Below are 13,274 nucleotides of genomic sequence, written 5' to 3' on the forward strand. Positions count from 1 at the left end.
TCGTTTTTAGCAAGAGTTGCCTCTGCTCTAGAAATTTCTCCTTGCTTGGCGGTAATTATGTCAAACCAGTAACATTTGACTTACATTTTTCAGGGTAAGGAAGCTTTTATTGCAAACTGTTATATAGTATCACTAGCAGGTTTTCTAGGATAACGATGGCAGCTACCCCTGGGGTGAGATTTTACATAACGGAGAGAGGTACGGAAGTGCAATATTTTTATGAGCTGGTAAAAAGTCAAGCTGGGTTTCCCTTTAAAGCATTTATTCACAGCGTCGATAGACTTAAAATGCGCTGGCATAATGAGCTGGAGATTATCTTGGTCTTGCAGGGTTCTATTCAAGTAAGGATAGGAAACGAACCATATGTACTGCATGAAAATGACCTACTTTTAATCAATAGCAATGAAATCCATAGCATTGGCAGAACCAGCCATGACAACATATTATTGGTCTTACAGATTAATCCCGATTACTATTCCTTTTACCATTCAAAATTCAACAAAATGATTTTCAATTGCAAATCCTTTCTTTTTAAAGGCGAGGAGCAAGAAAGGTTTGATTTGGTTAGACATTATTTAGCAAAAGTAATCTGGGAATTGGATAAAAAGAAAACAGGCTACCAATTTATCGTGGGCAGTGAGATACACTTATTGGCAGCTTGTTTAGTGAAGCATTTTGAGTATTCGTTGCTGGAAGATGAACAAGCGATGAATGTCAATAAAGATATTGGCAGAATAAAAAGTATTTTAAAATACATTGAAGAAAATTCAGGCAGGCAAGTATCCCTTAAGGAAATAGCCGATCACCATCAGATTAACCAATACTATTTATCTCACTTTATTAAAAAGAAAATGGGGATGTCCTTTCAAGAATATTTAAACTATATACGGTTAGATAAAGCGATTAATCTTTTGCTCAGCAGTAACAAGCTAATCACAGAGATATCCTATGCCAGCGGGTTTCCAAGTATCAAATCCTTTAACAGAAGGTTCAAAAACATGTACGGATGTTCCCCTACGGAATATAAAAAAGCAAATACCCGTAAATTTCACGATAGGCACCAATTAGGTGAAGAGTATATTGCCAAAAGGGGCAAAACCTACCTGGATGTCGATAGAAGTACCATCTTTAAAAGGCTTTTTACGTATTTAAAGCTCCCAGATTCCGGAATGCCAAATGCTTTTAGGCAAGCAAGAATTTCGATTGATGCACAAAGGAAAGGCAGACCGTATCAACCCTATTGGAAAAAACTAATTACCTATACCAGGGCTTCGGAAGGGTTAAGAAAAGGCTGGCAAAACCAGCTTACGGAACTGCAAAGGGAAATTGGTTTTGAATACATTCGGTTCCACGGTATTTTTTCCGACGATATGATGGTATGCAACGTAGAGGAAGGCGGCAAGGGTACCTACAACTGGTCTTATGTAGATGAACTTTTTGACTTTTTTCAGGAAGTAAAGATTAAGCCCTTTATAGAGTTGGGAACCAAATCGCAACAAAGGGACTTACAGTCTTGGTTGAACTTGGTGACCGCCTTTTTAAAGCACTGTATCAACAGATACGGCGTAAAGGAAGTAGAAACCTGGTATTTTGAAGTGTGGAATGAATCGGAAGCGGGAGTTGCTTTTTGGCTGGGCGGAAAAGAGTCCTATTTTTCCTTCTATAAACAAACAATGCTGGCTGTTAAAGCGGTTGCCGACAGATGTAAAGTGGGTGGTCCCGCTATTTCCTATCAAAACCCTGTGCCGGGGAGTTGGTTGGCGGATTTTTTAGCTTATTGCAGCCAAAATAGCCTAGCATTGGATTTTGTTGCCTTACATATCCATCCGGAATGTTATACAAGTTTTGATAAGAATCTCACCTATGACACTTTAAACTCAATCCATAAGAAAATAAAAGAGTTGTTAGACCACCAACCGGAAGTCCACATCACGGAATGGAATACCTCAGCCTTTAGCCGCAACCTGATTCATGATACCTGTTTTGTCAGCACCTATATTATCAGCAATGTTGTCAAATGTCTGGGAAAAACCCACTCCCTGGGCTATTGGACCTTTACCGATATTAATGAAGCCTACCAGGCCGGTATCTCTGCCTTTCACGGGGGTTTTGGCCTAATGAATCAACAAGGGCTGAAAAAGGCATCCTATTTTGCTTACTATCTGCTGGGCAAATTGGGCGAAGAAATTATGCAGCAAGATGATGACTACATCGTCACGAAAAAAGATGAAGCTGTGCAAATTCTGATGTATAATTATGCTTATTTTGATGAGTTGTTTCTCCAGGGAGATACCTCCGCGCTGACCCATCAAGAGAGGTATCTGGTGTTTGAAGCAAAGCCGGCCAAGGAAATCGCGCTGACAATCAGTGGGCTGGCAGGCCATTATAAAATCACCCGGTACTCCTTAAATCGAGAGCATGGCTCGGTCTTTGACGCCTGGGTAAGAATGGGGGCACCGGAGCATATGACCCAGGAAGAATTAAGCTACCTGAAAGGGAAAGTGCATCCACAAGTGTCGGTGGCTTACCTGGAGTTAACGGGAGATTATCAAGCAAAGCTAGCGGTGCCGGTGCACGGCGTTGAGTTAATCACAGTTGAAAAGCTAGTAATCTAATTTTAGTGCATCTAGGGGTGCACTAATTTAAAAAATAGCAAAATAGGGGGTGAAAATAAGCAAAATAGGCCTAGAAATGGAAAAGTGTAATTCCATAAACTTTACGGGAAGGGAACTAATCAATTAATTAAAGAATTCAGGATTCTAAAGGGGGGAGGTAATTTGCACTACCAATCGAAAGGGGAGGCGTATAGTGGGAAGTTTCCGTAAAAAAAGTAAATACAGAGTTATGCTAATGAGTTTAATGCTAGTTTTATCTCTACTCATCCAGACAGCAATACCTGTGACTGCTGGTTACGCTAATGCCAGTGACATGGCACAGGCGGAGAGTGGGATTTCAGCGGATGCTGGCGGCACGTCGGCGGGCGAAAGTGAAGGGACAGCGGCTGAAGGAACGACAGGCTCCACTGGCGAGGTAAGTCAGCCAACGGAGGGCGAGACCGCACCAGAGGCTGGAGAAGTGCCCACCGGCGAAGATGAAACAGCACCGGCTGAAGGAACAACAGACTCCACCGACGAGGTAAGCCAGCCGACGGAGGGTGAGAATTCAGCGGAGGTTGGAGAAGTACCCACCGATGAAAGTGGAACAGCCCCGACTGAAGGAACGACCGACCCCAACGGTGAGGTAACATCACCCGGAGAGAAGGAGAATCCACCGGTAGCCGGAGAAGTGCCAGCGGGCGAAGGTGAAGCAACACCGGATGAAGGAACAACAGAGGAATCCGGTACTATAACCCAGCCCGAGGAGAAGGAAGTACCTCAGGAGTTACCACCCCTTCTTGTGCCGCCGCTGCAGATGCTCATGTCAGGGGACCCGGATAAAACCTCTGTGCTTACCAACCTTGTAGTAACCGTCAAACAGGGAGGAAAAGAAATTCCGGAGGGTAACATTTTAAACAATACCGATGATGTCATAGTGGAAATCTCCTTTGGAGTGCCGGTTGAGGGCGATGATCCAACCCCGCCCAACCCGGTCCAAAAAGGTGATACCGCGACTTTTAATATAAGCAATGCTTTCACGGTATTTTTAGGTACCAATATTCCCTTAAAAACGGATGATGGTATACTGGTTGGTCATGTCAATTTTGAAACTCATCCTGTGACCAAAATGTTGGTTGCTGAGGTTACCTTTGATGGGCAAGACGATGTTTTTGATGGAACATCCAATACAGTAACAGGGAAGTTCCGTGCAACCCTTAAATATGATAACAGTGGTGCTGGTGGCAGCGAGGGTGACCATGTTATAACAATTCTCGAAAAAACATATACCGTTAAGGTACCTCCTGCCAAATTAGACTATAATGTGACAAAATCAGGTACAGTCGATTTAGATACCAAGAGCATTGAATGGACGGTAACTATTTCCGCCACAAAAGATGGTGAAAACATCGATTTAGACGGTTATCAATTCTTTGATGATCTGAGCACAGTGGGGGATTATATCAACGGTTCCTTTAAGGTGGATGATGTTTCCGCAACACCTTCGGTGAACGACAACAAGATTCGTCATGTCTTTCTTGTAGGCTCAAACGCCCCCCAAAAGATTACTTTCAAAACCAAGATACCCGATAATTGGACTACTTCTGAGCGGACAGTAATCAATAAGGCAGAGCTTCGGGATAAAGATGACAATATCCTTAAAGAGGGGCAAATAGGTGTTCCGGTTACCCCGCAATGGATTACAAAGAGTGGCGAGTCGAGCGACAAAGGCAGCAGCGGCGTTTATGACCCCAAAAACCGTACCATCACCTGGACGATAACAGCCAATCAGTATGGGGCAACTCTAAATGGGGTTGTAATAACCGATTTGTTGAAGGATGGGTTAACCCTGAAGTCAGCAGGCTGGCAGGCTTGGGATGGCACAGCCTGGGGAACAGCAACCCCGATCACCCCAAATGCCAGTGGCGAATATGCCCTTGGTACCATCAATTCAAAAATCCTGCTCACCATCGTAACGAACGTACCTGATGAAGATCAAACCACGGGTACAAAAACCTACAAAAATTCTGCGCAGATCCGCTGGGATGGTTTGTCAGGCTCCGGCCCCGGTACGGGTGATATCGGTGTTGGTATCGGATATAATGCCATTACAAAATCAGGCGTGCTAAACAAGTCAGCCCGTACGATTAAGTGGACCGTCACGGTTGACGCTAAAAAGCAGCCTATTCCCGATTTTAAGGTCTATGATCTGCTCGTTTATGGAGACAAAGATAGCGGGTTTGATATCACAAAGGTAACGGGAATTCCCAGCGGCATCAACACTGCTGACTTAACACCCCAGTATAACCAAAAGTATGTCGACGGCAGTTTTGTAGGAACGGGACTCACTGTAACGCTTCATCCGATTAGGCAGGGTGGCGAGCAAGTTGCCGACCTGCTAGAAATCACAGGCTTATCAACAGCCGACCCCAATACCTTTACCTTTGACAGTCTGGTGGTTAACCCGGATATCTTTGCCGGTAACAAAACATCTCAAGTACGAAATACTGCTGTACTTTTCAGCGCCAATGCCAAGCTGAATCAGGCATCGGGATCTGTCTCGTACAATAGTAATATGTTCAAGGAGATGCTCAAGCGGGAAGCCATGGCTAATCCTGCGGCCGGAGTGAATAGCCTTGTTACAACAAATGCGGCTGAAGGCTTCGACTATTTTGATAAGTCGGTAATTTTCCATCTGAGCATCAATGCCAATGGCATCAATTTCAGTAGTGCGGAGAATGCGGCAGGAGCCAATCTCGGCAAGGTAACTGTCACCGATACCCTGCCGAATGGCTGGGAGTTTGCGGAGATCATCCCAGGAGCGGATTATCTGATCTTTGAAGGAAGCGCAAACGGCAACAGTGGCTCAGTTAGGGCCACCGATACCACACCGGATACCGTGCCGGAGTTGACAGCCGATTTCAGCGGCAGAACAGCTACCTTTACCTTTGATCCACTGGCTAAGCCCTATGTGATCTTGATTAAGGCAAAGCCCAACGCTGATACCCTGGCTAAATACTTTAACGACAATAAGACAACGACAGAAACCAACAGTCTGTCCTTGCAGGCCGAAAACTGGACTCCAGGCGTGAGTGTTTTCCGGGATGTTTCCATCAAGAGCGAAATATTGCAAAAAGGCTATGAAATTCCGCAAGCCGGAGAATTGCGCTGGACAGTCGATTATAAGCCGTATGATCTCCCACTACCTGGCAATAAACTGGAAGATACCTTACCGCTCGGTATTGATTTGCGTACAAACAGTAGCGGTGTCTTGCTCCTAGGTGGCAATATTACAGCTCATCAATTGATCCTGGATGCAAAAGGTGACTACACTTTGGGAGTTGAAGTCACGTTAAAAATCGGGGAGAATATCTCCTACGATAACAAAAACCGGGTGTTGACCTTCCACATTCCGGACAGCAAGCAAGCCTACCGCTTCAGTTATCTCACCGATATTACCGGTGATCCGGGAACCGTGTCCAATAAAGTGTTGTTATTTGGAGAAGGCTCTCAACAGGTGGAAGCCAACAAACCTTATGTTATTAGTGCGGCAGACGGAGAGGCCAGCCTGAAGAAGAATGGTTCGATTAACATAACCAAAATAGATGGTACGGGTAAGGGCCTGGCCGATGCAGAATTCACGATTTTTGCTCTGGACGGCCAGACTGTCATCAAAAGAGGTGTTACCGGCAGTGAGGGTACCCTTAAGCTCAAGGTTATCCCTGATGGCGACTATGTTCTTAAGGAAACCGTAGCACCAACAGGCTATACGTTAGAAAGTGCCAGCCATACCCTGTCGGTTAAGACCGAGAGCGGCAAGGTTACCACCTCCATTGACAGCAAGACCGGATCAGACTCCAACATGCTGCAGGTGAAAAACTTCAAGAGTGGCACTGTGGGAAGCCTGATGATTCGCCGGACACTAGTTCCTATCCCTACAATAATACAAAGGGTGTTCCGGTCGGCACCATCAAAAGTGGGGATAAGATTTACCTAAAGCATGACGAGAGTATCACCATCACCGGCTTACCCAAAGACCTGGAGTATAAGGTGACGGAGACGGCCGTTGACTGGTACACTACTGATAGCACAGAGAAAAAGGGTATTATCGCTGCTGAAGAGACGCAAGAAGCGGAGTTTATAAATACTAAGAATAAACCTGGCAGCTTGATCATCCGCAAAACATTTGTGGGGAACGCCGACAATGCTACCAATAAGGAATTTGAATTTACCGTAACATTTTTGAAGGCTGATGGTATTACGCCGGATGATACTAGTTCCTATAATTACAATAAGACAAATGGTGAGACCGGCACCATCAAAAGTGGGGATAAGATTTACCTAAAGCATGACGAGAGTATCACCATCACCGACTTACCCGAAGGCTTGCAGTATGAGGTGGCGGAGAAGGACTATTCCGCTGACGGGTACACTACTGCTAGCACAGGGAAAAAGGATACTATCCTTACTGGTCAGCCGCAAACAGCTGTGTTTATAAATACCAATTATAAACCTGGCAGCTTGACCATCATCAAAACGGTTACAGGTAATGCCGGTGATACCAATAAGAAATTTGAGTTCACCGTAACCTTGAGCGATACCCAAAAAACCTATTCTTACACCGGGTTCAATGGTGGACCAAGCGGCAGCATCACAGGCAGTGCCATTATTGAGCTTGCAAACGGACAAAGCGTCACCATCGCCGACCTGCCGAAGGACATTAGCTATACCGTGACCGAAAAGGATTACGCAAGCGATGGATACACGACCGCTAGCACGGGGGATTCCGGTACGATTGTTACCGGCGAAGGGTGTATCGCGGCCTTTACTAATACCCGGAATGTCTCTTCTGGTGGCGGCGGCGGTGAGCCAGTGGAATCCGAGAAACCGGCTCTGACCATTGTCAAGACTGCAGATAAGACAACCGCCAAGGTGGGAGAGGTTATCACCTATACCATTAAGGTAACCAATACCGGGAATGTGGTATTAAGGAATGTTACCGTCAAGGATTCCCTGCTTAGCCTAACCAGGAAAATAGCCATCCTGGATGTTAATGGCGAGGTCACCTTTACCGGCACCTACACGGTAACCGAAGCAGACCAAGAGAAGGGCAAGGTTACCAATGTTGCCATCGCAGATAGTGACCAAACCGACCCCGAGCAAGACCAAGAGGAAATACCCGTACCGAAGGAACCCCTAGATCCGACAGAACCGGTCGATCCAACGGAGCCTATTGATCCTACGCTACCGGTAGACCCCAATAATCCTCCGCTGGGTTCCGGCAATGCTTCCGGTGGGGGTGGTACCGGGGATGAATTGGTCGACCTTAACGGGAAAACACCCCTAGGCGGCATTAATCCCAACAAACCCGGCGGTGTACTCCCCAAAACTGGTGAAACTAGCAACATCGGCTATTATGTAACCGGACTGCTACTGCTAGGACTGGGTCTGGCACTGCGCAAAAGAATGTCATAAGCCAAAAGTGCTATAATTAGAGTAAAGGCAGGGAGATTTCCCTGCCTTTACTAAACTATCATAGGTAGGGACGATGGTATGAAAAAAATAATTCCCAGCCTTATTATACTTATAGGCATCGGCCTGCTTTGTTATCCCTGGCTGGCAGAGCGATACGATACGTATCAACAGCAACGATTGGCCGAGGCATGGCAGAGTTTATCCCTGGCGGAGGACAACCAAGCAACGCCGCCGGCGGACCATAGCGAGGCTGATGAAGTCGAGGAGCAGGCACGCAGGGCAGAGGAACTCCAAAGGGAAGAAGCTCTCCAGCGAGAAGTCTATATTAAAAAGAACCTGGACGGCATGTTAAAAATCGACAAAATCAATTTAAACCTGCCAATTTTAAGAGGACCTTCGGAAAAAAATCTAAAAATATCGGTGGCCAGTATGACCGGGAAAGCAGGAGAACAGGGAAACTACGCCATAGCTGGCCATAGAAATCGGACCTATGGTAGAAATTTTAACCGGCTGGATGAAGTTGTAGTTGGCGACACTATAGAAGTTAACGCTGGACCAAGCCAGTTTACATATACAGTCACAGAAAAGCTCTATGTAAAACCGGAAGAAGTGTGGGTTTTAAACAGTGTTCCAGGGGAGAAGGAAATAACCTTAATAACCTGTCACCCGATGGTTAAGCCAACCCACAGGTTAATTATCAAAGGAAAACTATAAAAAGAAAGTTACAGAAAGGGAATGTTGATTTGCATCAATATTCCTTTTCTGTTACATATTCTGTTGAATTTTTGATCATAGTGCTGGGCAGATCCTTTTGTACGAAAGCGGCATCGTAGGTGGGATCAATGGTCAGCCATTCGTCCCGGTCCTTTACGTAAACCAGATTCCAGGCGTGATAGTTAGGAATGTCATTTTTCCGCCCCATAACCAATTTAGTGGGAACGCCTACGCTTCTAAGCATAGCTGCCATTAAAGCGGAGTAGTCATAGCAGATACCTTGGGCTGATTGCAATGTTTGTTCTATTGAGGGTACATAGTCGGTGACGACAGTGTTGGCCGTAGCATGATCATAGCGGATAGTAGTAACAATATAGTTGTAGATGGCAGTAATTTTTTCGCTGTCATTGGTAGCTTTTTCAGTCAACTGCTTCGCTTTTTTAATAGCTTCCATGTCTGGCTGCCAGTTAATAATTTGCGTGGATTGCAGAAAAACTTTATTTTTGTCCGTTAATTTTACAGCCAGCTTTTCTTTCTTCACAACTCTGTATTGATTCCCTATCACATTTTCCAGAATTGAAACAGTGTACTCTCCATTCCCCAGTTGTAAGGGATATTGGTCACTTGATTTAAGGCTATACGTATAGGATTTATCACCCTTGCTAATCATTAACTTGGTTGTAACATCCTTGGCAGGCGTATAGTTTACCTTTACCAGGCCATTTTGCAAGGCACTTTGATCGATATGGGGGCTTAGGGGTTGCCCTAGGGCTGCTGTCGAGGTTAAGCATAACAGAGTCAGTGAGAAGAAAGCGATTATACATCGTTTCAACATAAAAAACTCTCCTTTCGGTAACTGGCTGCCATCTTATGTCTAAGGAAGGCCCTATAGCTTTGCGTCTCTGGCTTTCGCCAGATTTGCCTTTATCGTTGAAAAGTCAACAGATAAAAAATATGTATTTCCGCTATTTTATCATGGTTTTTACTGTTCGCATAGAGATGTAAGAAGTATGTAAGCAATTATTTTCACCCAAAGCGGGGGTGTACATTGATACGAGATAATGACAAGATTAAACAATTGTTTTGGTAATAATTGGTATATATTAGGCATAAACTTAGGTAAGTACGTCTTTTGTGCCTATGGGCAAGTTCCCATAGGCAATAAGGGCAAACGAAACTTCCACCAGCTTGCCTGTGACCTTTAGGTTATGCCCTAGAGGGTACGTCTAAAGACTCGGTGCAAGCCAAGTTTTACTAAAAGGGGTGTGGTGTTATGCCTAGGAAAACCATTTTTGTGCTACTGTTGTTGTTTTTGATAGTATTCCCTTTACCTGCCTATGCGGGGTCAGCTGTTGCGCTGGATGGTAAGGTATTAGATCCTTACGGAGGACTAGTTATCGAGGGAAAATCCATGGTTCCAGTAAGGCCGATCTTTATGGAGCTAGGCTATCAATTGTCCACTGATATGGGACAGGGGATTGTTCTAGCGAACAAGGGTCAAGAACAAATTGCTATCCATCTGTGGCAGCCTCAGGTGGTGCAAAATGGTAAGGAGCTTTCAGAAATCGTTATTCCACAACTGGTAGAGGGAAGAACTATGCTTTGGGCAGAGGATCTTAGCCGTTTACTGGGACTAACATTGTTACAAGAGTCAAACATGGTATCCTTCTTTACATCTCCCAAAATGACCCAGGAAGGGGTTATCCGGCAGCTTTTTACCGCTGATCGGATGTATCTGCGGGCAGAATACTACAACAATCAGGAATTTTTGAGCCTAGAACAAATAGCTCCATCTCCCAAGCTCACGACTAAGAGCGACCTGGAACAATTGATGGGTAATTATTGGGGTTCTACCCATATTAATAATCTTTGGCAGGCAGGTTCTGAGAACGGAACTTATGTGGGTTTTTTCACGGAAGGATCAATACCCTTATCCTATAACAAGGAAGTCATGGTTAAAGAACTTACCCCAACCAGGGCTACTATAGAAGTAACAATGCCTGATTGGGGAGAAGGGGGATTAAGTCATTTCTTAAAACTGCTTTATACATTGACCCTTGAAAAAGATGGAAAGTTAGTTGTCACCGATGTTCAGGGAATAGAATAACAAAGGCCGGAGGTTCCTCAAGAGAACCTTCGGCCTTTATTTACACTTTCAGAAAGTATAAAAATTCTATTGACGAAAGTATAAGAAAAACTAAGGCTTACTTGTCTGTGATCTTTTAGGTTATGCCCTTCAGGGTACGCCTGCCAAGGACTTGGCGCAAACCAAGTTTTTCTAATCCCACTTATTGCGCTTGGACCACTTAGAAAGAACGATCCAGCCGATTAGCAAAACTACTATGATAATAATCTTCCCCATTTTTTATCACCCCATTAACACTTCTTTATATCGTTAATAAATCCTTTTTAAAAGCGGGGAGAAATAATCCTTATGTAATTTTTTATGAAATTTTTAAATGCGGTGATATAATAAACAGCGGAGGAGGGTGGATATGCGTAAGATTAGGAGAAATTTAGATCGTAAAATACTGGATCAAGCAAAAAAAGAAAGTTTTAATCAAGCCAATCAAGGCTTTAAGAAAATCTTACTTGCCATTAGTGGCGGTTTATTGGTTGTTACGGGTATTATCTTTTATGCTCAAATGTAATCGAAGCCCGGCTCTGGCCGGGCTTTTCTAAATAAAAAAAAGCCGCCCCGGAGGCAAGGGCGGTGTTGTTAGAGGAGGAGGCATAAATTTAAAAGACGTTTTTAAATAATGTGCAAAAACCATGGATTTTAGAACCTGAAAAAATGCCCAAAAACAAAAGACCAGTGGTTTTCCACTGGTCTTAAAACTGGCGGAGCTGACGGGAGTCGAACCCGCGATCTCCTGCGTGACAGGCAGGCATGTTAGGCCACTACACCACAGCTCCTAATTTATGGTGGGCGATGACGGGATCGAACCGCCGACATCCTGCTTGTAAGGCAGGCGCTCTCCCAGCTGAGCTAATCGCCCTCTTCGTGACTGGCAAGAGTAATATTAACAAAAATAAAACCTAAAGTCAACAAGTATTTACATATTTTTATTTTCTCAAAACAAAAGATATCCCCAACCGTAATCATCCTACCCCTGAAACTCTCAGTGATAAGTATCATGCTACTGAACCAGTGATGTCATAAATGAAGTTACTACAATTAAGGCAATAATTATTATCGATTTACTCAAGTTATATTTTAAGGATATTATACTTTTAACATGGTATAAATGATAAAAGTCTGTGAGGGATCTATTTATAAACTGTATAATATTTTCCTGTCAATCGTCAGTAAAAATGTCACTTTAGAAGTAGGTAACGATGGGTTGATGTATAAATGATCATTTTCCAGTTGAAGCTATGTTATGGAACTCCTTTTTGAGTTTTTTCGGACCCCTCCAAATTCTCCAGGGGTGGTCGGCAACGGGCTTGCTGGATTGGGCGGAAGCCACTGTTTTCTTTTGTTGGGCACCTTCAGACTTCTGAGTGGGGGTTAATTCCCAGGCTTTGCCTTGATGCCAAAGAATAAGTTTACCTTCATCGTTTGTCTAACCTCAACCTGTGTTTTTGGTGGACTCGGCTGACACCTTGAAGTTACTTAAAATGGCATTTTCACAGAATAATAACACTGTATAATCTTTTCGTTGACGTCCAATTTAATTTCTGGTAATATAATCAATGTTAATGGGCGATTAGCTCAGCTGGGAGAGCGCCTGCCTTACAAGCAGGATGTCGGCGGTTCGATCCCGTCATCGCCCACCAATATTGCTGCTATAGCTCAGTAGGTAGAGCGTATCCTTGGTAAGGATAAGGTCACCGGTTCAAATCCGGTTAGCAGCTCCAGTAGGCCTTGCAAAAAACTTGTGAGGTTTTTCTGCATTTTATTAAACCTAAAGAAAGTACAAGGTGTACCCTTGCAATCAAATGGAGGTTCTGGTAGTATAGCAATTGACAATTTCTTATGCCGACGTGGCTCAGTGGTAGAGCAGCTGATTCGTAATCAGCAGGTCGTGAGTTCAAATCTCATCGTCGGCTCCAAGAGATGCAGTAATCGCAGGTGTTTGCGGTTACTGCTATTTTTATATCAGCGAATTTATAGCGTAATGGGGATGATTACTGCAAAATAGGACAATACAATACCAAAATTTACTTAAACAAAATGAAAAGAACAGACACTAGGCCTGTTCTTCAGTTTGTCGAGAAACTAGCCAATTTTTTTGGCCATACTGAATAAAGCATGATAATTTCCAAACCGGAATAACCAAATTCCTAATAAAAATGAAAGATCACAAATCTCTAGGCTATCTTAGCCAAATGATTTGCGATCTTTTTTATGTTTTGACAGGTTGCTGTCATCAATGCCTGCTCTAGGACATGCTTCTTCCCTCGAAAACGGCAATAGCGATAGCCGTGCAGCTGTTTAGCGTCTGCAAAGCTTCTTTCTATGGTTTCTTTTCTCTTTTTGTATAGCAT

The 13,274-nt window shown here is 44.0% G+C and carries 8 protein-coding genes, 5 tRNA genes, 1 pseudogene and 1 riboswitch; of the genes and pseudogenes, 10 read left to right on the top strand and 4 right to left on the bottom strand.

All coding sequences use genetic code 11. From position 1 onward, the window contains the following. Positions 1 to 206: 206 nt before the first annotated feature. The 5 genes and pseudogenes from BUA78_RS17880 to BUA78_RS17895 all read left to right on the top strand — a co-directional run bounded on the left by BUA78_RS17880 (position 207) and on the right by BUA78_RS17895 (position 8,783). Positions 207 to 2,615, top strand: coding sequence for a GH39 family glycosyl hydrolase (locus tag BUA78_RS17880; protein ID WP_072917284.1), 2,409 nt, complete (start codon positions 207 to 209; stop codon positions 2,613 to 2,615). A gap of 2,584 nt (positions 2,616 to 5,199) precedes the next feature. Then, on the top strand, positions 5,200 to 6,591 hold the full coding sequence (locus BUA78_RS21130; protein WP_420795529.1) for a prealbumin-like fold domain-containing protein: 1,392 nt from the start codon (positions 5,200 to 5,202) through the stop codon (positions 6,589 to 6,591). Beyond that, positions 6,558 to 7,733, top strand: a pseudogene (locus BUA78_RS19965) (DUF7601 domain-containing protein); the annotation flags it as partial. The gene BUA78_RS21130 and the pseudogene BUA78_RS19965, both read left to right, overlap by 34 nt. A gap of 177 nt (positions 7,734 to 7,910) precedes the next feature. Then, the gene (locus tag BUA78_RS21135) at positions 7,911 to 8,069 is read left to right on the top strand and encodes an LPXTG cell wall anchor domain-containing protein (protein ID WP_420795530.1); all 159 of its coding nucleotides are present in this window, start codon (positions 7,911 to 7,913) and stop codon (positions 8,067 to 8,069) included. A 78-nt stretch (positions 8,070 to 8,147) separates the two neighbouring features. After that, complete coding sequence (locus BUA78_RS17895; protein ID WP_072917291.1) at positions 8,148 to 8,783, top strand: class D sortase; 636 nt, start codon at positions 8,148 to 8,150, stop codon at positions 8,781 to 8,783. Between the two features lie 34 nt (positions 8,784 to 8,817). Here BUA78_RS17895 and BUA78_RS17900 read toward each other — a convergent pair whose 3' ends face one another. Beyond that, positions 8,818 to 9,618 carry a transglutaminase-like domain-containing protein gene (locus BUA78_RS17900; protein WP_072917292.1) on the bottom strand — a complete coding sequence of 267 codons (801 nt, stop codon included), beginning with the start codon at positions 9,616 to 9,618 and terminating at the stop codon, positions 8,818 to 8,820. 13 nt (positions 9,619 to 9,631) lie between these two features. Further along, a riboswitch (cyclic di-GMP riboswitch) is annotated at positions 9,632 to 9,716 on the bottom strand. A 340-nt stretch (positions 9,717 to 10,056) separates the two neighbouring features. Between BUA78_RS17900 and BUA78_RS17905 the strand changes: the two genes are divergently transcribed. After that, a complete protein-coding gene (locus BUA78_RS17905; protein WP_072917295.1) occupies positions 10,057 to 10,890 on the top strand; it encodes a copper amine oxidase N-terminal domain-containing protein in 834 nt (277 codons plus the stop codon). 388 nt (positions 10,891 to 11,278) lie between these two features. Then, the gene (locus tag BUA78_RS20365) at positions 11,279 to 11,434 is read left to right on the top strand and encodes a hypothetical protein (RefSeq protein WP_175549074.1); all 156 of its coding nucleotides are present in this window, start codon (positions 11,279 to 11,281) and stop codon (positions 11,432 to 11,434) included. 188 nt (positions 11,435 to 11,622) lie between these two features. On the opposite strand, the gene BUA78_RS17910 is transcribed toward BUA78_RS20365, so the two are convergent. Next, a tRNA-Asp gene (locus tag BUA78_RS17910) sits at positions 11,623 to 11,699 on the bottom strand. Between the two features lie 7 nt (positions 11,700 to 11,706). After that, positions 11,707 to 11,782, bottom strand: a tRNA-Val gene (locus BUA78_RS17915). A gap of 705 nt (positions 11,783 to 12,487) precedes the next feature. Here BUA78_RS17915 and BUA78_RS17920 point away from each other — a divergent pair. The 3 genes from BUA78_RS17920 (at position 12,488) to BUA78_RS17930 (ending at position 12,839) form a co-directional block, all read left to right on the top strand. Next, positions 12,488 to 12,563 (top strand) — tRNA-Val (locus BUA78_RS17920). A 5-nt stretch (positions 12,564 to 12,568) separates the two neighbouring features. Further along, positions 12,569 to 12,644: transfer RNA gene (locus tag BUA78_RS17925), tRNA-Thr, on the top strand. Positions 12,645 to 12,764: 120 nt separating this feature from the next. Further along, a tRNA-Thr gene (locus tag BUA78_RS17930) sits at positions 12,765 to 12,839 on the top strand. Between the two features lie 258 nt (positions 12,840 to 13,097). On the opposite strand, the gene BUA78_RS17935 is transcribed toward BUA78_RS17930, so the two are convergent. Then, positions 13,098 to 13,274 (bottom strand): transposase (locus BUA78_RS17935; protein ID WP_072917297.1); only part of this gene is annotated, 177 nt, incomplete at its 5' end.

The organism is Desulforamulus aeronauticus DSM 10349 (genome assembly GCF_900142375.1).
GTDB classification, from domain to species: domain Bacteria; phylum Bacillota; class Desulfotomaculia; order Desulfotomaculales; family Desulfotomaculaceae; genus Desulfotomaculum; species Desulfotomaculum aeronauticum.

Excerpts from the sequence above, each read along its gene's own strand:
- BUA78_RS17895 (WP_072917291.1), top strand. The coding sequence starts at position 8,148 with ATGAAAAAAATAATTCCCAGCCTTATTATACTTATAGGCATCGGCCTG.
- BUA78_RS17905 (WP_072917295.1), top strand. The coding sequence starts at position 10,057 with ATGCCTAGGAAAACCATTTTTGTGCTACTGTTGTTGTTTTTGATAGTA.
- BUA78_RS17900 (WP_072917292.1), bottom strand. The coding sequence starts at position 9,618 with ATGTTGAAACGATGTATAATCGCTTTCTTCTCACTGACTCTGTTATGC.
- BUA78_RS20365 (WP_175549074.1), top strand. The coding sequence starts at position 11,279 with ATGCGTAAGATTAGGAGAAATTTAGATCGTAAAATACTGGATCAAGCA.
- BUA78_RS21130 (WP_420795529.1), top strand. The coding sequence starts at position 5,200 with ATGGCTAATCCTGCGGCCGGAGTGAATAGCCTTGTTACAACAAATGCG.